The organism is Pectobacterium carotovorum (assembly GCF_033898505.1).
Taxonomy (GTDB): Bacteria; Pseudomonadota; Gammaproteobacteria; order Enterobacterales; family Enterobacteriaceae; genus Pectobacterium; species Pectobacterium carotovorum_J.
The window spans coordinates 2,158,614-2,182,954 of sequence record NZ_JAXAFK010000001.1; the positions used below are offsets into that span (position 1 = coordinate 2,158,614).

The following is a 24,341-nucleotide window of genomic DNA, read 5'->3' on the forward strand; positions in this document are numbered from 1 at the left end:
ATCTAAGGATATTACGTTGCTCACCTTTGCCCCGGGAATTCGCCGCTATGTGTACAACAGCAGTTGGCTGTACACCATTCGTATCCTCATTGCGCTCAGTGGTGCGGCGGCAGTTCCCTGGTGGCTCGGTCAGCCAACATCGACCATTCCCGTCACGCTTGGCGTCGTCGCGGCCGCCCTCACTGATCTTGACGATCGCCTCACCGGACGTCTGCGTAATCTGTTCATTACGCTGGCCTGTTTTTTTGTCGCGTCCGTCTCGATCGAACTGCTTTTTCCCTATCCCTGGCTGTTCGGGATTGGTCTGGCGGTATCGACCTGCGGCTTTATTCTGCTCGGCGCATTAGGGCAGCGCTATGCGACAATCGCATTCGGCGCACTGCTGATCGCGATTTACACCATGCTGGGAATCTCTCTTTATGACAACTGGTATCAGCAGCCCATCATGCTGCTGATCGGCGCATCGTGGTACAACCTGCTTACGCTGTTCGGTCATCTGATCTTCCCAATTCGCCCGTTGCAGGACAACCTCGCGCAGTGTTATCAACAGTTGGCTCGCTATCTGGATGCAAAAGCCAACCTATTCGATCCCGATATTGAAGAAGAAACCGACAAGCCCTTGATTGATGTCGCGATGGCAAACAGCCAGTTGGTTGCGATACTCAACCAGACCAAATCCTCGCTGTTAACACGTCTGCGCGGCGATCGCGGACAGCGCGGGACGCGTCAAACGCTGCATTACTATTTTGTCGCTCAGGATATTCACGAACGGGCCAGTTCGTCGCATGTTTACTATCCGCAACTGCGTGAAAAGCTGCGCTATAGCGACGTCTTATTCCGCTTTCAACGCCTGCTGAGCATGCAGGCCAAAGCCTGTCAGCAGTTGTCGCAATCCATTCTGCTACAGCAAAAATATCAGCATGACAGCCGCCTTGAGCGAGCTTTCGTGCATCTTGAATCCGCTATTGCGCGCATCGCGGCTAATAACATGGCAGACGCTGCGCAAATCAAAGCGCTCACTTATTTATTAAATAATCTACGCGCGATTGATGCCCAGTTGGCGACGATCGAATCCGAACAGGCTATTGAGCAAGAAAATAACCCGGAAAACACGCTGGCAGATGACAAAATCACGGGCTGGAGCGACATCCGCTTGCGCATTAGCCGTCATCTGACGCCCCAGTCGGCGCTGTTCCGTCATGCTATTCGAATGTCCGTACTGCTGTGTAGCGGCTACGCGTTGATTCAGGTTACCGGGATGCAGCACGGTTACTGGATTCTACTGACCAGCCTATTTGTTTGTCAGCCCAACTATAACGCCACCCGACGACGGCTGACGTTGAGGATTATTGGGACCTTGACCGGTATTTTACTCGGCTTGCCAGTCTTATATTTCGTTCCGTCGCTGGAAGGACAGCTCACGCTAATCGTCATTAGCGGCGTACTGTTTTTCGCCTTTCGCAACGTACAGTACGCACACGCGACCATGTTTATTACGCTGCTTGTCCTGCTCTGTTTCAATCTGTTGGGCGAAGGTTTTGAAGTCGCGGTGCCACGTATTATCGATACCTTGCTGGGGTGTGCCATCGCATGGGCCGCGGTAAGCTTTATCTGGCCGGACTGGCGCTTTCGCGGCCTGCCAACCGTTATCAATAAGACATTGGACGCCAATTGCCGTTATCTTGATGCGATTATGGTGCAATATCATCAGGGGAAAGATAATAGCCTGCCTTATCGCATTGCCCGCCGAGATGCGCATAACTGCGATGCAGAACTGGCGTCCGTCGTATCGAATATGTCTTCAGAACCCCACACGACCCGAAACAAGTTAGACAGCGCATTTCGCTTCATGTGTCTGAATCATACGTTGTTAAGCTACATTTCAACGCTCGGTGCACACCGCGGGAAAATTACCTCATCGGAAACGCTGCAGTTGCTGGATGATGCCGTTTGCCATGTTGATGACGCGCTACACTGTAGCGAAGAGGAAAGTTTGCGAATCAATCAGGGATTGAAAACTATTACCACCAGCATTCAATCCCTTTCACCCGAGTCAGACAGTAAAGAATCATTAATTATTCAGCAAATCGGCCTGCTGCTCGGTCTCTTGCCTGAACTCGTACAGCTAAAAAATGACATAATTACACAGTGAAAATAGCGCGCATTTCTTAGTGTTTTGATCCTTTGGAGACCGCATTGTTCTTATACCATTCCAACAATTCATTGCGGATACCACGAGGAAGTGCCGCCTGATGCGTGCCGCAAATGGCGCCGGCAAGCGCCAATAGCACGTTGACACTCAGATTAGCGCGAACCTTTCGCAATTCGAGATAGCTATTCTTCGCGCCATAATGCTGTAATTCATCAATATTTCTTATCCCCGCTTTCCACAACAGGCGTTCAATATCATGGTTGAGATTCGGGAGATCCTTTAGCCGTCCGTTGGTGCTTCTGACGGCTTTATCATACTGCGCACCAACCAACGCCAAACGGGCAAAATACAGGAGCTGCACAGGTTCTTGCCATAATGCTTCATCAACAAGAAAATAATTCAACGGAACTGGCATACCGCGTTTGGTATAAATCAGATGAGGCATATCACGCTGCTGAAAATATTTTTCATCCTTCTTACTGGCGCGAAGATAAAGCTCCCCTTCCGACACCAGTCCAAAAATCGTTTTATTTGCTGCGATGCTGTAGCCACCAAATTGGGAACGTGAAGTGATGTCCCCCAAAGATGAAAAAGAATGCTGAGATTGCAAAATCCTTTTTTTGCATAAATGCTTCATTGCCATAATCCTTAGTATTGAAATGATCTCTTCCTGAACAATTAAAAATATCTGTAGCAGGAACAAATAATTAAACACAGCCCCGATGCGGCTTCAAACAGTAAATGTGTTTACTGTCTCTTGCATAAGGAATATGCGAAGCGCTTTCAAAAAATCAGGTTGATTTTCACGCACACAGCAGATACTGTATGTTCATACAGTAATACTATGGGTAGAACTCATTATGCGTACGCAATCAATCAGCTCTCACAACGTTCAGTCGTCATCGTTTTCTGCAAGTCAGCATGCTGCGGGAACCTCGAGCAGCGCGGGCGGAATTATCAGCGAAATCGTGTACAACGCCGATCAGCCCATAGTCACACACCTGTTATTACCGCTCTTACAGCAGTTAGGTACGCAATCCCGTTGGTTGCTATGGCTTTCTCCTCAGCAAAAATTGAGCCGTCCCTGGGTACAGCAATCTGGGTTACCGCTGGATAAAATGGTGCAACTTCACCATATCAATCCGCTGTTTACGGTTGATGCCATGGAGAGGGCCCTGCTGACAGGAAACTACAGCGCGGTGTTGTGCTGGTTACCACATGAATTAACAGAAGAAGAGAAGGTTCGGCTACGCCACGCCGCACAGGCAGGAAATACATACGGCTTTATTATGCGGCCAGAAAGTACTGGCGGTGACGCCTATAGACTATTTCCCAGCCTTAAAATTCATTCGACATTGTATCATTAAGTAAATTAAGAATTTTCTCAGCCCTGTCTGGTTATGTGCTATACAGATCGCCGCAGAGCGGTATTCTGCGGGCTTTTTGGGTATATTTAATACAGCTAAAAGGCGTAAGATCTGTCAAAAGCATCTACTATTTGTTAGCAAGTATGTATGAATCGTGCGGTTTTCTTATGACGCAAATCACATCATACTTGTAACTTTCTCATCACGTTGTAGACTTTAACTCGCTGGAGTTGCTCTTTTATAACGTCAGTTGACTGACAGTGAGTCATAAATAAGGGCAAAGTCTCCAACCAAAGGATTTTAACCAAAGGTTTATTAGCCCATCAGGTTAATTACCGATTTGGATGATAATGAGGCGTAAAATGAAAAAAACAGCTATCGCAGTTGCAGTGGCACTGGCTAGCTTCGCGACCGTCGCGCAAGCAGCTCCTAAAGACAATACCTGGTACACCGGTGGTAAACTGGGTGTGTCTCAATTCCACGATACTGGTTTCTACGGAAATGGTTACACCGGTGTCAACAACAACCCAATCAAAAGCAAGTTAGGCGCTGGTGCATTTGTTGGTTATCAAGCCAACCCGTACCTGGGTTTTGAACTGGGCTACGACTGGCTGGGCCGCATGAAGTATGCTGGTTCTACTGCTAGTGCAGCAGACAGCGCGAGCTTCAAAGCACAGGGCATCCAACTGGCTGCTAAACTGAGCTACCCAGTTCTGCCGGATCTGGACGTTTATACTCGTCTGGGCGGTATGGTATGGCGCGCAGACAGCCATGCAGCTACCTCTGTAAACACCGGTACAAGAGCTGACATCAGCAACGACGACACTGGCGTTTCTCCGCTGGCTGCGATCGGTGTTGAATACGCTATCGACAAAAACTGGGCTACTCGTGTTGACTACCAGTGGGTAAGCAACATTGGTGATGCTGGTACCGTTGGTGCCCGTCCAGACAACATGCTGATGAGCGTTGGCCTGTCTTACCGTTTCGGCCAGGATGACCGTGTAGCACCAGTTGTTGCTCCGGCTCCAACTCCAGCTCCGGCTCCAGTTGTTGAAACCAAGCGTTTCACGCTGAAATCTGACGTCCTGTTCAACTTCAACAAAGCAACGCTGAAAGCAGAAGGCCAGCAATCACTGGATCAACTGTACACTCAACTGAGCTCTCTGGATCCGAAAGACGGTTCTGTTGTTGTTCTGGGCTTCACTGACCGTTTAGGTTCAGAGCAATACAACCAAGCCCTGTCTGAAAAACGTGCACAGAGCGTCGTGGATTACCTGGTTTCTAAAGGCATCCCTGCGAACAAAATCTCTGCTCGTGGCCTGGGTAAATCTCAACCTGTTACCGGTTCTACCTGTGACAACGTGAAACCTCGTGCTGCGCTGATCGACTGCCTGGCACCAGATCGTCGCGTAGAGATCGAAGTTAAAGGCATCAAAGACGTTGTAACTCAGCCTCAGGCTTAAGTTATTAACGAAAAAAACCTCGCTCCGGCGAGGTTTTTTTATGTCCGACATCTTTCTTCGCTACCCTAACCGTTGCTGCGCAACGTTGAAAAACGCTCCCTGCGTTTTTATGCCTGCTTATCGGCAAGACAAATGACAAGCCCAGTCACATCTCGTCGTTATTCAGAATGGCTTTGAGATCCTGCTTGAGCAACGACATCTGGCTGGCGTATTTCTCTTTATGCTCAGCATCTTCGATTAGCTGCACAATCGTTTCTGACAAGGTCACTCCGCGTCTTTGAGCCAGAGCCGCAAGACGCTGCCAGACCAAATATTCCAGATCGATCGATTTCTTGCGCGTATGTTGGTGTTCTGCATTGAAATGACGTTTACGCCGTGCGCGGATCGTCTGCTTCATCCGATTTTCTAAGGTGGGATTCATGCATTGCGCAATCCACTCCAGCACTTTCACCGGCTGGTTTTCCATTTTAAGCAATGCCTGTACCGCTTCGTCCGCGGCACTTTGCTCCAGAAAGCGCGTGATCTCTTCTCCCTCCCGATATTTTTTCACCAGATACTTCCATTTCCACCCGCACTCAAGATTTTCTAGTTGTTGATATTTCATATTAAATTCTTCAGTGACCGCGTAACGTTACTTTCAGCATAACAGTTTTCCCTGATGTTGACCGCTTTCTGGCGGTTTTTTGACAGTTTTTAAGACAATCAGCCAAACGCCGTTCGGGCTTCAGTCTGTTAAAGATGACGGAGAGATGACTCTCCTTATGCGCACTCGACATTATTCTTGTATAATCACGCTTTTCCATTAGACGATTACATTGATACTTTGACCAGTAACCGACTCTCATGGCAGCATTTACTGCCCAATAATACGCCTTATCAAACGCTATTCACTCAGGCAGCTCAGCTTGCTCCTGCTGAATTCTCCGCTATTCAGTCGCGTCTGGCAGACAGCCTGACGCTCTTTTGCCACCCTCGATCTCCTTCCCGCTTTATGCTGTTGAAAGCGCAGGAAAACGATGAATATATGGCATTGATCGCCCGTGCGCTAAGCGCAATCAGGCCAGACTCCGGGGCGATACATGGCAGTAAATATATCATTGAGGGTCGTCACATCCGGGTCGAGCCAGCCACACAGCCTGCGGATAATTTTGCCGCACAGCAGTCCTGTGGCTACCAGGAATGGATCGAACCTGAACAGCTCTTCGGCTGTGTGCGCAGTTTTCACGATGAAATCACGCTGCATCCAGGACTGATTCATCAGGTTAATTGCGGTACGCTGATCCTGTCGGCCAGAGCACTGTTGGCTCAGCCCTTAATGTGGCTGCGTCTGAAGCAGATTATGGCTGAGGGGCTCTATCGTTGGTTGTCACCAGATGAGCGCAAGCCACTGCCCGTTGATGTGCCACCGATGCCGCTTGATATTCGCCTGATTATTCTCGGTGACCGCGAGAGTCTGGCTGATATTCATGATATGGAGCCGGAATTAGGCGAGCACGCGATTTACGGCGAATTTGAAGCGCAATTACAGTTGATTGAAACGGATGACATGGCACGCTGGTGCGCCTACATCAATGCACTATGCAGCGAGAATCAACTGCCGCTACTGGACGCCGATGCCTGGCCAGCCTTAGTAAACGTCGCAGTACGCTACAGCGGCGATCAGGGCAATTTGCCATTATGCCCACGCTGGTTAATCAGCCAGTTAAAATATGCTTCGCTGTATGCCAGAGATGGTCAGATCACTGAGCAGGCGCTGGTTGATGCCGTTGCCGCTCGCCAATGGCGTGAAGGCTACCTTCGTGAGCGCATGCAGGATGAAATCGAATTAGGCCAGATTCTGATCGAAACGGAAGGCGAAGTCGTCGGCCAGGTTAACGGCCTGTCCGTACTCGAATTCCCTGGCTACCCTGTTGCCTTTGGCGAACCAGCGCGTATCAGCTGTGTCGTTCACGCTGGCGACGGTGAATTCACCGACGTCGAGCGCAAAGCCGAACTGGCTGGCAATTTGCACGCGAAGGGCATGATGATCATGCAGGCATTCCTGATTACGGAGCTGGAGCTCGATCAACAGCTTCCCTTCTCCGCTTCCATGGTCTTCGAGCAATCATACAGCGAAGTTGACGGTGACAGTGCCTCTCTGGCAGAGCTGTGTGCGTTAGTCAGCGCCCTCTCCTTGCGACCAATCAATCAGCAGTTCGCCGTGACGGGTTCCGTCGATCAGTTTGGTCGCGTGCAGCCAATTGGCGGCGTAAATGAGAAGATCGAGGGTTTCTTTGAGGTCTGCCAGCGTCGCGGATTGACGGGAACACAGGGCGTGATTTTACCTGTGGCTAACCTGCGTCATCTCTGTTTACAGGAAGATGTCGTTGAAGCCGTACGCGAAGGGAAATTCCATCTTTTCCCAGTAGAAACTGCGCCAGAAGCGTTGTCATTATTGACCAACTTCGCGTATGACGATGAGCAGCAGCCAAACCTGCTGACCGCGATTCGTGAGCGAATTGGACAACTTGCACCGCAGGAACGCAGACGTTTCCCTTGGTTTTTCCGTTAAACCAACTGGTTCAACCAGACGCAACAGACTTGCCCAGCGTACAGGTGTACGCTAACCTGCGTGCTTCATTAAAATAAGGCTTACAGAGACCATGGTAGATAAACGCGAATCCTATACAAAAGAAGACCTCCTTGCCTCCAGTCGTGGTGAGCTGTTTGGCCCGCAAGGCCCTCAGTTACCCGCCCCTAACATGCTCATGATGGACCGCGTCGTTAAGATGACAGAAGACGGCGGTAAGTATGGCAAAGGCTATGTGGAAGCCGAATTGGATATCACGCCTGACCTGTGGTTCTTCGGTTGCCATTTCATCGGCGATCCAGTGATGCCAGGTTGCCTTGGTCTGGATGCTATGTGGCAGCTCGTTGGCTTCTATCTGGGCTGGTTAGGTGGCGAAGGTAAAGGCCGCGCACTCGGCGTGGGTGAAGTCAAATTCACCGGACAAGTGCTGCCGACGGCGAAGAAAGTGACTTATCGCATTCACTTCAAACGTGTGATCAATCGCCGTTTGGTGATGGGTATTGCTGATGGCGAAGTACTGGTTGACGGTCAGCAAATCTATACCGCTGACGAACTGAAAGTGGGCCTGTTCAAAGACACCAGCTCTTTCTAAGCATCAGATAGCACTGCGGGCGAAAAATTTTTCGCCCGCGTTATCCATTTATCTCTTCGACACTATCTTACCCCAGCGTAACCCACTCGCCCTATCATGACGGGCTTTTCAGCTCGTTGGTGATCGACTGCCGTACATCTTGCGGTATCTTCAATTCGGTCGCTAACGCATCCAGATAGCTTTTCTCCATGAAGTGATCGACGTCAATGACCGCACAGCTCAGGAAGTAGATCTCAAGCGCCTCTTCCTCATTCTTCACGTCTTTAGCCAGCAGAACCGGGTCAAGCGGTTGCTCTATCGCTTCCTGCACCCAGCGGTGTGCTTCACTGCCCAGTTGCAGTTGCTGAATGTTCTCATCAATACGCTGTTTTTCTGTAGTATCAATGTGGCCGTCACTTTTAGCAGCAAAAACCAGAGCCTGAATCAGACGACGGGCGCGAATAGTGTCGGCTGAGGACTGGGAACCAAACTGCGGATCGTCCTGATGTGTGTCGCGAACGCGTTTCTTGTACTGGTTCCACAGCACCACGCCCGCCGCGGCACTGCCGCCAATGATCAACGCATTTTTACCCAATGAGCCTATGATCTTCCGAGTGGATTTATTCGACAACAAGACGCCAGCCAAACCGCCTAGCGCAGCGGGTTTCAGCATGTCGCCCAAATTGCCGTTTTTACCCCCTTGATGATGATTTCCCTGCTTGCTACCGGAGTTTAATAAGCCCTGAATCTGTTGCAGCCAATTATTCATTTTCATTCCTCAAGGAAAAGTGACATCACTGATGGTGTTATCACCCATAGTAATGGTGCGGAAGGCGTTTGTTTGTCAGATTGTGTATAGCAATGAAAAGTATGAACCGTCCTTTCTGGACGGTTCATCTGGCGATGCGGGGAACGTTACGAGGCTGGTTTCAGCGGTGCTTTTCTGACCGGAGTATTTCCCGACACATAGTAACGCGCTTTGCTGCGCGGCAGCGGCTGGCGCCGACGGATTCGGTCGGCAATCTTCTCGGCAATCATGATGGTTGTCGCGTTCAGGTTACCGGTAATAATCTGCGGCATAATGGAGGCATCCACCACGCGCAGCCCTTCCATGCCGTGAACCCGACCTTGCCCATCAACCACCGCCATCTCGTCCTCTCCCATCTTACAGGAACAGGAGGGATGGAATGCCGTCTCAGCGTGGGTACGGATAAATTCATCCAGTTCCTCATCGGTCTGCACCTCCAACCCAGGACTGATTTCTCGACCACGGTATTTATCCAGCGCAGGTTGCGCCATGATTTCACGCGTAATGCGGATTGCATCGCGAAATTCCTGCCAGTCCTGTTCTGTCGACATATAGTTGAACAGGATACTGGGGTGCTCACGGGCATCTTTGGAACGCACCTGCACGCGCCCCCGGCTAAGTGAACGCATAGAGCCAACATGCGCCTGAAACCCGTGCTCTTTTACCGCGTTACTGCCGTTGTAGTTAATCGCAACAGGGAGAAAATGGTATTGAATGTTCGGCCAGGCGAATTCATCGCGGCTGCGAATAAATCCACCAGCTTCAAACTGGTTGCTGGCACCAATGCCTGTGCCGTTGAACAGCCATTCCGCCCCGATTTTCGGCTGATTAAACCACTGCAGCGCTGGATACAACGACACCGGTTCTTTGCAGGCGTATTGCAAATACATTTCCAGGTGATCCTGTAAATTCTCGCCGACGCCGGGCAACTCGTGCACCACGGGAATATCGAGCCCCTGAAGCAACGCTTTCGGCCCCACGCCGGAGCGTTGCAGGATCTGCGGCGAGGCGATCGCTCCCGCACATAGCAGCACTTCACGACGTGCCTTCGCCGTCTGCGCATTTTCGCCCTTAAAGTAAGCGACACCGACGGCACGTTTTCCGTCAAAGAGAATTCTGTCGGTTAAAGCATGCGTCACGATGGTCAGATTTTTACGACCTTTCGCTTGATCCAGATAGCCTCGGGCAGTACTGGCGCGACGCCCCTTCGGCGTAACGGTCCTGTCCATCGGCCCAAACCCTTCCTGCTGATAGCCATTAAGATCGTCCGTACGCGGATAACCGGCCTGTACGCCCGCTTCAACCATAGCGTGAAACAGTTCGTTGTTTCCCATCTTCGGCGTGGTCACCGATACAGGGCCCGTCGCGCCATGATAGTCATTCGATCCCACATCCCGCGTTTCCGCTTTGCGGAAATACGGCAGACAGTCAAGGTAACTCCAGTCTTCCAGGCCGGGCATCGTCGCCCAGTTATCAAAATCCATCGCATTGCCACGGATGTAGCACATGCCGTTAATCAACGATGAGCCCCCCAACCCTTTGCCACGACCGCATTCCATACGGCGATTATTCATGTGAGGTTCTGGGTCAGTCTCATACGCCCAGTTATAACGCTTACCCTGTAGTGGGAAAGCTAATGCCGCGGGCATTTGCGTGCGAAAATCCAACCGATAGTCCGGGCCACCAGCTTCAAGCAGCAGCACGCTTACGTCGCTTTCTTCTGTTAAACGCGTTGCCAGCACATTGCCAGCAGAACCCGCTCCGATAATGATGTAATCATATTCCATTAGGCTTTCTCCCCTTCGTTTAAAATACCGAGCGGAATTCACCCAGTTCAACCTGTACAGACTTAATTTGCGTATAGTGTTCCAATGTTGTTATGCCGTTTTCACGTCCGACACCCGAATGTTTGTAGCCGCCCACAGGCATTTCAGCCGGGGATTCACCCCAGGTATTGATCCAGCAAATCCCGGCTTCAAGCTGATGAATAACCCGGTGTGCCCGATTCAGATCGCAGGTCACGATGCCAGCCGCCAGCCCATACTCGCTATCATTGGCGCGGTGGATAACCTCATCCTCATCCTGATACGTCAGAATGCTCATGACCGGGCCAAAGATTTCTTCCCGCACAATCTTCATATCGTCCCGGCAGTCTGTGAACACCGTCGGGGCAACGTATGCGCCTTGTGCATATTTCTCGTCAGTCATCGGTTCGCCACCCACCAGCACGCGAGCGCCTTCGCGTTTTCCACTTTCGATGTAACGCAATACGGATTCTTTGTGCGGGAAGCTAACCAGTGGACCAAAATTTACCTGTTCGTCAGTCGGGTCACCAATACGGATGCGCTGAACGCGAGCCAGAATTTTTTCCTCAAACTGCGCCTGCAATGCCTGTGGAACGAAGACGCGCGTACCGTTGGTGCACACCTGACCTGAGCTGAAGAAATTCGCCATCATGGCGATATCCGCTGCTTTATCCAGATCTGCATCAGCAAAAATGATCAGCGGCGATTTCCCACCCAGCTCCATCGTAACGTCTTTCAGCGTCGAGCCAGCGGCATTGGCCATTACCGTTTTCCCGCTGGCGATCCCTCCGGTGAAAGAGACTTTGGCAATCCCCGGATGCGTGGTCAGCGCCTGACCAACGGATTGTCCCGTTCCCGTCAGCACATTGAATACGCCCGCCGGTAACCCAGCCTCGGTATAGATTTCTGCCAGCTTCAGCGCGGTAAGCGACGTGACTTCACTGGGCTTGAAGATCATCGCGTTGCCAGCCGCCAGCGCAGGGGCCGATTTCCACAATGCGATCTGAATGGGGTAGTTCCAGGCACCGATGCCAGCGACCACCCCAAGCGGTTCTCGGCGGGTATAGACGAACGAGGTATCACGCAGGGGAATCTGCTGCCCTTCAAGCATGGGAATCAACCCCGCGTAATATTCCAGAACATCCGCACCGGTCACGATATCGACGGTGCGCGTTTCTGAGAGCGGCTTGCCGGTATCGTGCGTTTCAAGCAATGCGAGTTCATCATTGCGCTCACGCAGGATATCCACGGTACGGCGTAAAATACGCGAGCGCTCCATCGCTGTCATGGCCGCCCATATCTTCTGCCCTGCGGTTGCTGCGCTGACCGCCCGGTCAACGTCAGCGGCAGTGGCTGACTGAAGCTGGGCGATGATGTCGCCATTCGCGGGGTTTATCGCATCAAACGTATCGTCACCTGTGCTATCGACATATGTGCCGTTGATATAAAGCTGTTGTAAACCGTAGCGAGACATAAATTCTCCTGTCTGATGGCTGCCCGGACACGCATTCCGGGCAGAAAAGGCAAAATGATAAGGAAGGGTTACGCGCGAGTGAGCTGCTGCTCGATATAGTCATAGGCAATGCTCAGCGCTTCTTCGCGGTTGAAGGCGTCATGACTTAGCGCACCGCGCAGCCACAGTCCATCGATCAGACCTGCCAACCCTTTTGCCGCAAGACGTGCGTTGCCTTTCGACAAACAACGGCTAAATTCGACACACAGGTTGGAGTAAAGCCGCCGATCGTTAACCTGCTGTAGCCGATGGAGCATAGGGGAATGCAGGCTACTGGCCCAGAACGCCAGCCAGGTTTTCATCGCCGCGCTATTCGTCTGGCTATCATCAAAGTTTCCCTGAACAATCGCCCGCAAACGTGCACGAGGTGTGTTTTCCGTCAGGCCCAGCAATCTTGATTTCACTGCCAGCCCCAGATGACTGATCAGGTAGCGCATCGTCGCTTCCAGTAAGCCATTTTTATCGCGGAAGTAATGGCTGATGATCCCGTTCGACACTCCCGCACGTCGGGCAATCTGTACGATCGAGGCGTCGTGCATCCCCACATCGTTAATCGCTGCCAGCGTCGCGTCGATGAGCTGTTGTCGTCTGATAGGCTGCATTCCGACTTTAGGCACTGCACTTCCCCTTCATTATCTTCCCTTCATTTTGCGTGATGAATCACGGTAAACGACGGTGATTCATGATCCGATTTGTCCCATTAAACTTTTTTTTGATTGAACGTTCAATAAAAAATGAATATCTTTTATTGCTGAAAGGTTAAAAATCTGTATCAATTATCATGAAAAATGGTGTGAGTTCAGACGATAACTCCACCTTTAAAAGAATAATTTCTTTTTTGTTCTGACGATCTTCTTCAACGGAAAGCGTACTCAGCGGATGTCCTGCGCCCCATTCTTGGTATGCGCTAAGCACACTTCGTGGAGAGAGGAATCAGAGTATCTGTTCACGTAACGCAAGGGATAACCATGCCAGCATCAGAAACGACCACCCAACAGGATCGCCTGAATCCTGTCGTGTTCTACACATCAGCGGGACTCATCCTGACATTCTCGCTGATGACCATGTTGTTTAACAAAGAAGCAAATGCCTGGATTACCCACGCACTCAACTGGGTTTCCGCTACCTTTGGTTGGTACTATCTGCTCGCCGCCACGCTCTACATCGTTTTCGTTATCTTCATCGCCTCCTCTCGCTTTGGTTCGATCAAGCTCGGGCCGGAGCAGTCGAAACCTGAATTTAGCTTGATGAGTTGGGCAGCAATGCTGTTCGCGGCAGGGATCGGCATCGATTTAATGTTCTTTTCCGTCGCGGAACCCATTACGCAATATATGATGCCGCCGGAAGGACAAGGCCAAACGATGGAGGCGGCACGGCAGGCTATGGTCTGGACGCTGTTTCACTACGGGCTAACGGGTTGGTCAATGTACGCGCTGATGGGTATCGCTTTGGGCTACTTCAGCTACCGGTATAATTTGCCGCTGACAATTCGCTCTGCCCTGTATCCCATTTTTGGTAAACGCATCAATGGCCCGATTGGACACAGTGTTGATATCGCCGCCGTACTCGGAACCATCTTCGGTATCGCAACCACGCTGGGTATCGGCGTCGTTCAGCTTAATTACGGGCTGAAAGTCCTGTTCCAGATCCCAGAGAATCTCACCGTTCAGGCCTCGCTCATCCTGCTTTCCGTGATCATGGCGACAGTTTCCGTGACGTCTGGGGTCAATCGCGGCATTCGCTTCCTCTCCGAGCTTAACGTCTTGCTCGCGCTGGGTTTGATTCTCTTTCTGCTCTTCTGGGGCGATACCGAGTTTCTGCTAAACGCGCTGGTGCTGAACGTCGGGGATTACATCAACCGCTTTACGGGCATGACGCTTAACAGCTTTGCCTTTGCTCGCCCGACAGAATGGATGAATAGCTGGACGCTGTTCTTCTGGGCCTGGTGGGTCGCATGGGCACCGTTTGTCGGGCTGTTTCTGGCACGCATCTCACGCGGCAGAACGATTCGGCAGTTCGTTGTCGGCACGCTGATCATTCCGTTTGTCTTTACCCTGCTGTGGCTCTCCATTTTTGGCAACAGCGCACTTTATCAGGTAATCCACGGTAATCTGGACTTTGCGACCGAAGTCATGCAGCACCCGGAGCGTGGGTTCTACAGCCTGCTGGCACAGTATCCTGGTTTCAGCCTGAGCGCCTCTGTCGCGACCATTACCGGCCTGCTGTTTTATGTCACCTCTGCTGACTCCGGTTCATTGGTACTGGGTAACTTTACTTCTCGTCTTGGCGACATCAACAATGATGCGCCAAACTGGCTGCGGGTTTTCTGGTCAGTTGCGATTGGTCTGCTGACGCTGGGTATGTTGATGACAAACGGCGTGTCAGCATTACAGAACACCACTGTCATCATGGGATTGCCGTTTAGCTTTGTGATGTTCTTTATTATGGCGGGGTTATATAAATCACTGCGGGTAGAGGATTACCGTAAAGCCAGCTCCTTACAAACCTCGGCGCCAATGCCAATATCGGGTGACGATCGCTTGAACTGGAAACAACGCATCTCACGCGTCATGAATTTCCCCGGCACAACGCATACACAGAAAATGCTGGATAACGTCTGTAAAGCCGCCATGGAGGATGTCGCGCGTGAACTGCGCCTGCGCGGCGCCAACGTTGAAGTCAACGAATTGCCGCCTGTCGAAGATGAGCGCCTGAACCATCTCGAACTGCTGGTGGATTTGGGTGATGAACAGAATTTCCTTTACCAAATCTGGCCACAGCGCTATAGCGTCCCGGCGTTTACCTACCGGGCCCGCTCGGGGAAATCAGATTATTACCGCCTCGAAACCTTCCTGTTGGAAGGAAGTCAGGGAAATGACCTGATGGACTACAGTAAAGAGCAGGTGATTAACGACATTTTGGATCAGTACGAACGCCACCTGAATTTTCTTCATCTTAATCGAGAAGCTCCGGGTAATACACTGACCTTCCCGGATGCATAACCCTTCCCTATGGCGCTGAAATACAGCGCCATTTTTCAATGTGTTATGCCTTTATTATCCCTGTTCCGTTCATCGTGTTTTTCCTGAATCTATGGGCTATGCCGCATTCTTTGCTTCCACGATTTGCGCTTTATTTTTGAAACGGTATACTGCACACATCAAATTGAAATACAGTTTTAAAAAATGTATTTGTCCGTCACAGAAAAGGAACGAACATGAAAATTGCACTGATTAACGAGAACAGCCAGGCTGCCAAAAACGCCATCATCGCCGAGTCTCTGACCAAAGCGGTTGCACCGTTGGGCCACACTGTACACAACTACGGCCAATATGCTGTTGAAGATGCAGCGCAACTGACTTACATCCAGAACGGTATTCTGGCCGCTATCCTGCTGAACTCCGGCGCGGCTGATTTCGTTGTGACCGGCTGCGGTACTGGCCAGGGCGCGATGCTGGCTTGTAACTCTTTCCCAGGCGTAATCTGCGGTCTGGTTGTTGACCCATCTGATGCTTACCTGTTCTCTCAGATCAACAACGGTAACGCCGTATCCGTTCCTTACGCTAAAGGCTTTGGCTGGGGCGCTGAACTGAACCTGGAAAACCTGTTTACCCAGCTGTTCAAAGAAGAAGGCGGCAGAGGCTATCCAAGCGATCGCGTTGTTCCTCAACAACGTAACAAGAAAATCCTGGATGCCGTAAAAGAAGTAACCTACAACGACCTGATCACCATTCTGAAAGGTCTCGATCAGGATCTGGTTAAAGGCGCCGTTGCTGGTCCTAAATTCCAGGAATACTTCTTCGCTAACAGCAAAGACGAAGCACTGACCAGCTACATCAAAACGCTGCTGGCGTAATCGTCCACTCGCTGACAAACAAACCACAGGCCCATTGCGGTCTGTGGTTTTTTTATGCCGATTCCCCCACCCTTTCTGCCTACATTTTAACGGCACCGTTACGCGGCCTATCCGTTACCGTTCAATGCTTAGCCAGACGCATCGTTAGCGCTAAATACTGCTTGACCGGAGCTAAGCGACTCCCTATAGTAGCGCCCCGTTGCCCCTTGTAGGCAACCCCCGGTGAGGTGTCCGAGAGGCTGAAGGAGCACGCCTGGAAAGTGTGTATACGTGAAAACGTATCAAGGGTTCGAATCCCTTCCTCACCGCCATATAAAAGAAAACGCCCCTGACTTACGTCAGGGGCGTTTTTTTATGCTAATAGCACAGGCATTTTCATCCCTGTACCACGCAAGCATCAACCATAAGCATGGAGCGTACGCTGGCACAGCGCCGAGCGCACACAGTCCTCTTTACCGAAAGAGACCACGCCAATCATGTCATCCTCAACAAAGCGCTCCAGTGCGTCGCGCAGGCCGGATTTCACCCCAGCAGGCAAGTCGCACTGCGTCACATCACCATTGACGATAACCGTGACGTTCTCGCCCAAACGCGTCAGGAACATTTTCATTTGGTTCACCGTCACGTTTTGCGCCTCATCCAGAATCACAACCGCATTTTCAAATGTCCGCCCGCGCATATACGCAAAAGGCGCAATTTCAACTTTGGCGATTTCCGGCCGCAAACAATACTGCATGAAAGAGGCCCCCAGCCGACGCAAAAGTATGTCGTAAACCGGGCGGAAATAAGGCGCAAACTTCTCCGCAATATCTCCGGGTAAAAAGCCAAGATCCTCGTCGGCCTGTAATACCGGCCGCGTAACAATAATACGCTCAACCTCTTTATGGATTAGTGCCTCCGCCGCTTTCGCAGCGCTCAGATACGTTTTACCGCAGCCAGCTTCACCTGTGGCAAAAATCAACTGTTTGTTTTCTATCGCAGACAAGTAATGTTCCTGGGCAGCCGTACGAGCTTGAATAACGGAATTATCGCGATTCTCACGCGCCATTCCGATTGCTTCAATCCCGCCCATCTGTACCAGAGAAGTGACCGATTCTTCCTCACGCTGACGATGGCTACGCGACTCACGACGAATAACGCGTTTTGCTTCACGACGAGCTTTGATCACTGCTTTTTGTCTTCCCATAGTGGCACCTTACAGTTTGTTTCACTTACCGCACTGTTCTACAGCGCGTGACGTTTAACTCACTAACGAGGTTAGGCTTCCTTATTAAGCCAATAGCGGACAGAAAATACACATGATTCATCCACGAACAGAGTGAAAAACGAACAACGTGCTCATGGATAGAAAGAGAAAATACACGGAGAGTTTGGGTAACAAGAGAATGGCGTAGCGTTGAAAATAAGTGGGAGGAACATCCCTCGCATCGGCGAGTCAGCAGCGTAGAATCTTGACATCGACTACAAAGTCCAAAAAAGGACATTACCATTCGCGTTCCTCACTGTGACAACGACTATTCCACTGAATAATGATTGATCGCATCGTAGAACTACTACTAACCATTGCCTAAAAATTAGTGCCGAATGATTTCAGTAGTATGACAGTGCAATAATTTGCTCCTGGAATGCAAGCATTTTTTACACTGTCATAACATTTACGTATAGTCAGTATCCCATGGTTTGGCAATGTCAGCCTGAGAACGACGCATTATGTACGTCAGAAATGCCGCTGCCAGTCCAGATATTGATCGTATTTTCGTAAGGCACTGCGGTAAATATTTTGCTCAATATCGGGAAGGTAATCACATACGCGCTGCTGTACCCCATCGCGGTGCCGGGAAAAGGTTTCTGTGGGATAGTTATTGGCAGCCAGCAGTTCATCCAACCGCCGCAGACGAATGACATACTCGCGCATCGTGCTATGGCGAACTTCAGTCTGCTCGATCAGATACTGTGTGAAGGCTTTAATATCGAAATAGCTAGCAGTCGTATTGCATAATATTTCGCTACAAAAGCGGCAAAGTGGGATTAATTCCTGTTGCAGACTGGACCATATTTCGTCATCGATAAGCCTGTCGATGCTGCCAATCGATTTTTTATTGATAAGCTGATTGCGAAATACCAGTGAAACGCGGTCGAGCTCTTTATCACACTGGGAACAGTTGGTCTGTCTGTGTTTGAAGTCTTTCAGATAACGGCTTAGCAGCTGTTTCTTCCGAATTGATGGGTGCATGAATCCATTCCATGACGATATATAACTTCAATGTGAAGCAATAGCACCTTCATTACGCCAGAAATGCTGGAGTGCTAAAAACAGGTAGCATTAATCATTTAAATACTGATGAAAAACGTTCATCAATATTCAAACGTTGCAATGATCCCGTGCTTCAGAGACTGAAGATATATTTGATAACAGTATTCCTACGCAGCGCAATTAAACATCGTTCATTAATTTCACGCGCAGGCGCTTTATCGCCTGGCTATGCAACTGACTGACTCTCGACTCCCCGACTTCGAGAACGGCACCGATCTCTTTCAGGTTCAACTCTTCCTGATAGTAAAGCGTCAATACCAATTTCTCACGCTCTGGCAGGCTTTCAATCGCGTCCATTACACGATGGCGCAAATTGCCTTCCATCAGTTGATGCAACGGATTCGCATCTTCATTGCCTTCCAGTAGAGCCTCTGCGCTGTCACCATGTTCTTCACGCCATTCATCGTAAGAAAAAAGCTGGCTGTTGTTCGTATCCAGCAATATCTGACGATAATCCTCAAGCGTGATATTCAGGGCCTGCGCAACCTCCTGCTCCGTTGGAGTACGACCGAGCTGTTGTTCAGCCTGCTGCATTGCTTGTGCCACTTCCCGCGCATTACGCCGTACACTGCGTGGAGCCCAATCACGACTGCGTAATTCATCCAACATCGAACCGCGGATTCGTTGAACGGCATAGGTAGTAAACGCCGTACCTTGCAACGAATCATAGCGCTCGACTGCGCTGAGCAAACCGATACCGCCAGCCTGTAGCAGATCGTCAAGCTCAACACTCGCGGGGAGACGAACCTGTAAACGCAAGGCTTCATGGCGCACTAGTGGAACATAGCGCTTCCAGAGGGAATTCTTATCCATTGTGCCTTCGGCGGTATACAAATCGCTCACAGTGACAAATACCTACGATGATAATGTTATCGACACTATTATGCTTTTAGGTAGGGTAGCCAATCGTCTGAATAGCGTCAAAAAAGAAGGGTTATTCCTGCCATGTATGACAGGATTGAGTAAAGAGTCTGCGGAGAGAAACCCAAATGTCAGGCACATAGGGTGCAATACGACAACGAATTTGTGATGTATCTCTCTTCCGAAGGGAGGTGATTCTAACGCAGACCTCTGGCAGAGGAAAGGAAGTTTTATAGGCAGATAGACCATTTTGTGGTCAGGCGGAGTGCAATGATTACGAATTTTACCTGGTAATTTGCAGTATCGTCTCGCAAATACCCTAGCGGCATCGATGAAAAAATAGCATCAAAAACAACGTTAGACGGATCTGATGGATGACGAACAGCTGGACGTCTATGTGCAGGGTTATGCCATCCCTTTTTATTGGTCTATTCCAGAAATGGCATGGAGTTTCTAATGCTTGATTATTGTTATATAGAACGCGTGTTTTTAATGGCTAACGGTATATTTATCAATAAGATATTTTTTATATGAAGAATATTTCCCTTCAATATTTTTCATCGTGGTTACTACCCACATAAATGAGTAGTCGGTATGACTAATGTCACAAACAAATGATGAGTTAATCCTGAAAACAGCATTTTTATCTTTTACATAATCAAGAGCGGCAGAAAGCGCAACCTGATCTAAAAACCATACATGATTGTTGTTGACTAAATTAACATGAATAAATGACGACACTCTGTCAATATACTTTCTTGACTCTTCCCCGCCACCCAGATAAACAAAACCTGCCGATGCATTTTCCCAAAAAGGAGCATTTTCAGTAGTCGTCAAAATCAAGTCAAATGCTTGTGTTTGAATTGATGACAACCAATCTTTTCTTAACAAGCAATCAGCGTCTAAAATTAGCAAAGGGGTATCTAATGCACTTAAAGCATAATTAGCTAAAATAAACCGCCTTGATGCATAATCGACACTCATGTTTGAAGATTGAGACAAACTCTCCGCTGTACAAGAAATATTCAACTCAGGAAGCTGTTCGTTTTTTCTTCTAATATCAGCAGATGTTCCCTCATCAACATTATAAACATGAATATGGACATTAAAATTATATTTATTTGTTTCATAAATTGAATACAATGCTGGTACAGCGTGCTCATAATAATATTTAACATCGCAAGCTATTATGATGGTTGTCTTTTTATTCTGATGATTTTTCCTTATAACCCAATCATAGTCATCATTAGAAATAGAATGGGCATCGTCGTCTAAAAGAGAAGAAAAATCAATAAAAGAATCTGGATATCCACCAAGTTTATAAATTGAACAAACCACCATTAATAATGTCATTAAATCTTCACCGATCAAATACTGATTAGATGTCATCTCTTTTATTAAAGGTAATGCAAGTTCATAATCTTCTTCAATAACACAGATCATTAACAGTATTCTGAACGCTGCCGGAGAGTTCTTTAATGACGAGAAATTGTTATTTATTAAATTAACCGATGATTCAATATCACCAATTCTAAATAAAATTTGAATTACTACTACAAGGTATTCTATATTAGGGTTTAATTTTAATATATCTATTAATGAATTTCGAATACCGATAACATACTCATCAGGCAGCTTTTTCTGGTATCCACTCCATTTTTCATCAAAAGCCATATTAGCCTGGGCCATCGTCACAAGTAGTTGTTTTAACGCTTTATCTTTATCGGATGACAACTCACTATCATGTAAATCCAACTCTCTGGCAACAAATAACACATCGCAATTAAATTCTTTAACCACACTGTCAATGATTCTCAGAGGAATATTACCCGTCTCACCAATCTCAATATCTCGTGTAAACACATCCCGATAAAATTGATGCATAGCTTTGGCATGAGCATAACTTTGCATAACAAACGTCCCTGTCCATTAGTTATATAATAATTAAAAGCCGATTATTTTCTTTCACACAATAAAAATATACTTGAGCAAAGATCAGGGTATTGTTGACCAAGCTGATAGCAACCTTCTAAATATTCATTTGTTATGATATCGGTTTGCAATAATTTGTCCCACTGAAAATTCGCTAACGCTTTAAAGAATATACCTGAACGGTAGGCAACGTGTAATCCAGCAAGGCTTGCGTCGCGCTCAAGTGTGTCCAGGGCATACGTGCAACGATGTCCATGCTCAAATTCTGCTTCAGTCACCGCCGAATTATGGGAAATAATCCCCATTTTTACGGCTATCTGGCGGGAAGCAGCATTAGCATTAGGGCAAACGAGGAATAAACGTCCACCTTCAGCTAACCATTCATCATTAATACGCTTAAGCAGAGCAATAGGATCATCAATATGCTCAAGCACATGTGTCAATACAATATTATCGTAACGACGAGGTAACTGAACATCTTCAAAGCGTGAATGAATATAAGTTATTCCGTCTTTTAACCGACCCTGAGCATGTGAAATAGCTTCTGCGGAAGCTTCAACGCATGTGATATCGTTAAAATGTTCCTGTAACCGTGAAGTAAAATCGCCTTTGAAGCTCCCTAGTTCCAATAAATTTCCCGGACGAAAGAAAGGGGTAAATGCGCGAACCATAAAAGGATGCATCACATCAAAGTCGAAATTATAGGCGTATTTATGGCCTGCTGTATCCTTAATTTCCTGATCATAATTTCTGTTGATTGTCATGTTTTTGTCTCACAATGTCGGATCATTTGCAGGATATTGCCGCTAATTCCTGACTGAATAAAAGCGTGTTTTAGATAAAAGTATCTGGCAACCTGATTACTTTCTTCAACTTCCAAACGTATTTCTATCGCACCTAGCGTTTGCATTTTCGCTATACATTGTTCCAACAGAATACCGCCGGAACCCATGCCTTGAGCTTCCACTAACACAGAAACATTAGTAATAAATGCAATCCTTGTTTGTTCATTAAAATATGAAGCAACAAGGCCGACCAAACGTTCGTCTCTCCATCCTTCAATGCAATGAGCAAGGCGAGCTATTTTATCGGCATAGGCCGCTATTTCGACCCGGTGCTCCAGCGAACGGACAAATGCATCATCACAAGCACGCAGATGCGATGCGATGTCCTCCGCGGTGGCGCTATTCTGACGTATAATCATTCGCTGCATGCGGTCAACTCAGCCAAGCCGAAGCCTTCTTTTCCGAATGCGTTGCCGTTATAGAGCAAGTATACCTTCTCATCACATTGGAAAAGGTGCGGATAACACTGCATCTCGCTATCCCATTCCCCAGGTTCCGAAATGGCGGGCACCTGAGAATCATCTCTATGCCATGTCATAAGATCGTCTGACCAGGCATAACCAAGACGATACCCACGCCCGGCGCCGGAGCGGAAATCAAAGCACTCGCGATAACAAAAAATCATGTGATATCGATTGCCCACTTTGATCACTGTAGGCAACGCCTGGCATTCATCATCACCAAGCCGATCGGCAATGATCGGCTTACTCTCTCGCACCCAGTCGATGCCATCGTCAGAAACAGCATGTGCAATTTTATAAACGCGGTCTGGTGGAGAATCAGACTGCTGCTTTTTCCAACCTACGCCGTAGATGTACCACATATGAAAGCGCCCTTCGATATGCAGAACAAAAGCATCCCCGACCAAATAAGGTTCGTGTAAGGAGGAAGACATCACAGGACCTGTCGCATGTCGCTGAAATGTATTGCCGCCATCATGGCTAATCGCCAAGCCTATCGAGGTATCCACGGAAACAGAGACCCGGCGATTCCACCCAGTAGTCCAAGCCATCACCGCATCACTGTGCTGCAAGACATTGAAGGGGAAAATGCCGTGTTCATCAAACGCGCCTAATTCTGCGTGAGCAATAACAGGTTCCGCGCTAACCTTCAGAATTTCCTGTAGATTTTTATCCATATCGACATAGGAAACTCGGCTGATGAATTTATTATTTTTCTCATCTCTTTCGCGAGTAGAAAAATATATACGAATAAAGTCATCAAATACTAAGGCCTGAGGGGATTGGGCATACCCCGCCCCACCGATCAAAGGTGGATGCGCCTGAGGTGAATAGATTAGCCCATGTTTACGCCATGTCAGCATCAGCGTAATTCTCCTTCTAACTGTGCCAAACCAAAGCCATAGCGCCCAACCTGATCGCCTAAATATGCCATATAGACCTTACCATCAAGTTCGAACACATGGGGATAGCTGATCATTTCCGAATCCCATCCTGTTTCAGACACATCAATTCCTGCCTTTTCATCATCGCGATGCCAGTCAACGAGATCGGAGCTCCATGCATATCCAATACGATACCCATGCTTTTTCCCTCGATAATGTTCGCTGTAACGGTAGCAGAAAAACATATGATACTTGCCGTTAGCATAAAACACATCGGGACTCGCCTGCGCTTCATCTTCTTCAATTCGGCTGCTTATCAAATCTTTATTTAGCTTCCGCCAATTTATGCCATCACTCGATACCGCCATGCGGATTTTGTAAACAGGCTCTGCTCGCCCATCAACCCGTTTCCATCTACGACCTGCAATGTAGAATAGTTGCCATTCGCCATTAAAACGGCGAATTTTCGGTCCACTCATGACAAAGGGTTCTTCAGGGGAATAGCTAATGATCGGCCCAGGTCCGGCTTTGCGGAATACATCACCATCATCACTCGTAGCCATGCCGATGGCGACATTGAAAGGTACTGACTCACACCGAGTCCACCCGGCGTAATAGGCACGGAAAATATTTTCATCACGAACAACGGACACCGGGTAGGTACCAAATTCGTCAAACTCACCGGATTGCCCTAATGGCAAAATCGGAGTTTCGGAAACACGTAATACATTGAAAAGGTTATGACGATCCAGATCAACCCAGGCCGAATAACTTACATACATGCCCTGCTCATCAGCAGGCGGACGACAAGAGAAGTAAACACGGACAAAATCATCAAAAATCAGCGTTGCAGGCGCCTGTGCAAACTCTTTAAGCCAGGGACGGTCATTAACGTCTTGCGGGGTAAATACTTTACCTAACTTTTTCCACTGAAACATAT

21 protein-coding genes and 1 tRNA gene are annotated in these 24,341 nt (G+C 48.7%); 8 read left to right on the plus strand and 14 right to left on the minus strand.

Translation table 11 applies throughout. The features are described from left to right. The first annotated feature begins 16 nt into the window (after window positions 1-16). On the plus strand, window positions 17-2,152 hold the full coding sequence (gene yccS / locus R9X49_RS09605) for a YccS family putative transporter (RefSeq protein ID WP_319848168.1): 2,136 nt from the start codon (window positions 17-19) through the stop codon (window positions 2,150-2,152). A gap of 16 nt (window positions 2,153-2,168) precedes the next feature. On the opposite strand, the gene R9X49_RS09610 is transcribed toward yccS, so the two are convergent. Continuing rightward, a complete protein-coding gene (locus R9X49_RS09610; RefSeq protein WP_319848169.1) occupies window positions 2,169-2,789 on the minus strand; it encodes a TfoX/Sxy family DNA transformation protein in 621 nt (206 codons plus the stop codon). A gap of 223 nt (window positions 2,790-3,012) precedes the next feature. Between R9X49_RS09610 and sulA the strand changes: the two genes are divergently transcribed. Continuing rightward, on the plus strand, window positions 3,013-3,519 hold the full coding sequence (sulA, locus tag R9X49_RS09615; protein WP_319848170.1) for an SOS-induced cell division inhibitor SulA: 507 nt from the start codon (window positions 3,013-3,015) through the stop codon (window positions 3,517-3,519). A 362-nt stretch (window positions 3,520-3,881) separates the two neighbouring features. Beyond that, window positions 3,882-4,982: a porin OmpA gene (gene ompA / locus R9X49_RS09620; protein ID WP_319848171.1), complete on the plus strand. Its 1,101-nt coding sequence runs from the start codon at window positions 3,882-3,884 to the stop codon at window positions 4,980-4,982. A 145-nt stretch (window positions 4,983-5,127) separates the two neighbouring features. Here ompA and matP read toward each other — a convergent pair whose 3' ends face one another. Next, window positions 5,128-5,586: a macrodomain Ter protein MatP gene (matP, locus tag R9X49_RS09625; RefSeq protein WP_319848172.1), complete on the minus strand. Its 459-nt coding sequence runs from the start codon at window positions 5,584-5,586 to the stop codon at window positions 5,128-5,130. A 177-nt stretch (window positions 5,587-5,763) separates the two neighbouring features. Between matP and R9X49_RS09630 the strand changes: the two genes are divergently transcribed. Then, entirely contained in the window at window positions 5,764-7,533 is a 1,770-nt protein-coding gene (locus R9X49_RS09630) for a Lon protease family protein (protein WP_319848173.1), read from the plus strand. A 91-nt stretch (window positions 7,534-7,624) separates the two neighbouring features. Beyond that, the gene (fabA, locus tag R9X49_RS09635; RefSeq protein ID WP_005970620.1) at window positions 7,625-8,143 is read left to right on the plus strand and encodes a bifunctional 3-hydroxydecanoyl-ACP dehydratase/trans-2-decenoyl-ACP isomerase; all 519 of its coding nucleotides are present in this window, start codon (window positions 7,625-7,627) and stop codon (window positions 8,141-8,143) included. Between the two features lie 94 nt (window positions 8,144-8,237). Here fabA and R9X49_RS09640 read toward each other — a convergent pair whose 3' ends face one another. The 4 genes from R9X49_RS09640 to betI form a co-directional block, all read right to left on the minus strand. Continuing rightward, window positions 8,238-8,891: a tellurite resistance TerB family protein gene (locus R9X49_RS09640; protein ID WP_319848174.1), complete on the minus strand. Its 654-nt coding sequence runs from the start codon at window positions 8,889-8,891 to the stop codon at window positions 8,238-8,240. 146 nt (window positions 8,892-9,037) lie between these two features. Next, on the minus strand, window positions 9,038-10,717 hold the full coding sequence (gene betA, locus R9X49_RS09645; RefSeq protein ID WP_319848175.1) for a choline dehydrogenase: 1,680 nt from the start codon (window positions 10,715-10,717) through the stop codon (window positions 9,038-9,040). Between the two features lie 19 nt (window positions 10,718-10,736). Further along, complete coding sequence (gene betB, locus R9X49_RS09650; protein WP_319848176.1) at window positions 10,737-12,209, minus strand: betaine-aldehyde dehydrogenase; 1,473 nt, start codon at window positions 12,207-12,209, stop codon at window positions 10,737-10,739. A 68-nt stretch (window positions 12,210-12,277) separates the two neighbouring features. Continuing rightward, window positions 12,278-12,865 carry a transcriptional regulator BetI gene (gene betI, locus R9X49_RS09655; protein WP_319848177.1) on the minus strand — a complete coding sequence of 196 codons (588 nt, stop codon included), beginning with the start codon at window positions 12,863-12,865 and terminating at the stop codon, window positions 12,278-12,280. 351 nt (window positions 12,866-13,216) lie between these two features. Between betI and R9X49_RS09660 the strand changes: the two genes are divergently transcribed. From R9X49_RS09660 to R9X49_RS09670, 3 genes are all read left to right on the plus strand, one after another. Next, complete coding sequence (locus R9X49_RS09660; RefSeq protein ID WP_319848178.1) at window positions 13,217-15,250, plus strand: choline transporter; 2,034 nt, start codon at window positions 13,217-13,219, stop codon at window positions 15,248-15,250. Window positions 15,251-15,465: 215 nt separating this feature from the next. Next, window positions 15,466-16,104, plus strand: coding sequence for an RpiB/LacA/LacB family sugar-phosphate isomerase (locus R9X49_RS09665; protein WP_271877441.1), 639 nt, complete (start codon window positions 15,466-15,468; stop codon window positions 16,102-16,104). A gap of 221 nt (window positions 16,105-16,325) precedes the next feature. After that, window positions 16,326-16,415 (plus strand) — tRNA-Ser (locus R9X49_RS09670). A gap of 86 nt (window positions 16,416-16,501) precedes the next feature. Here the strand turns inward: R9X49_RS09670 and phoH are convergent. The 8 genes from phoH to R9X49_RS09710 all read right to left on the minus strand — a co-directional run bounded on the left by phoH (window position 16,502) and on the right by R9X49_RS09710 (window position 24,339). Beyond that, window positions 16,502-17,290, minus strand: coding sequence for a phosphate starvation-inducible protein PhoH (gene phoH / locus R9X49_RS09675; protein WP_015840764.1), 789 nt, complete (start codon window positions 17,288-17,290; stop codon window positions 16,502-16,504). Window positions 17,291-17,821: 531 nt separating this feature from the next. Next, window positions 17,822-18,337, minus strand: coding sequence for a flagella biosynthesis regulatory protein FliZ (gene fliZ, locus R9X49_RS09680; protein WP_319848179.1), 516 nt, complete (start codon window positions 18,335-18,337; stop codon window positions 17,822-17,824). A gap of 201 nt (window positions 18,338-18,538) precedes the next feature. Further along, a complete protein-coding gene (locus R9X49_RS09685) occupies window positions 18,539-19,261 on the minus strand; it encodes an RNA polymerase sigma factor FliA (protein WP_015840766.1) in 723 nt (240 codons plus the stop codon). 507 nt (window positions 19,262-19,768) lie between these two features. Beyond that, the gene (locus tag R9X49_RS09690; RefSeq protein WP_319848180.1) at window positions 19,769-21,190 is read right to left on the minus strand and encodes a hypothetical protein; all 1,422 of its coding nucleotides are present in this window, start codon (window positions 21,188-21,190) and stop codon (window positions 19,769-19,771) included. Window positions 21,191-21,234: 44 nt separating this feature from the next. Continuing rightward, complete coding sequence (locus tag R9X49_RS09695; protein ID WP_319848181.1) at window positions 21,235-21,975, minus strand: class I SAM-dependent methyltransferase; 741 nt, start codon at window positions 21,973-21,975, stop codon at window positions 21,235-21,237. Further along, complete coding sequence (locus R9X49_RS09700) at window positions 21,972-22,424, minus strand: GNAT family N-acetyltransferase (RefSeq protein ID WP_319848182.1); 453 nt, start codon at window positions 22,422-22,424, stop codon at window positions 21,972-21,974. Before R9X49_RS09700 ends, R9X49_RS09695 begins: the two co-directional genes overlap by 4 nt. Then, a complete protein-coding gene (locus tag R9X49_RS09705; RefSeq protein ID WP_319848183.1) occupies window positions 22,412-23,380 on the minus strand; it encodes a hypothetical protein in 969 nt (322 codons plus the stop codon). The genes R9X49_RS09700 and R9X49_RS09705 overlap by 13 nt, the downstream gene beginning before the upstream one ends. Further along, a complete protein-coding gene (locus tag R9X49_RS09710) occupies window positions 23,380-24,339 on the minus strand; it encodes a glycosylase (protein WP_319848184.1) in 960 nt (319 codons plus the stop codon). The genes R9X49_RS09705 and R9X49_RS09710 overlap by 1 nt, the downstream gene beginning before the upstream one ends. Window positions 24,340-24,341 lie beyond the last annotated feature (2 nt).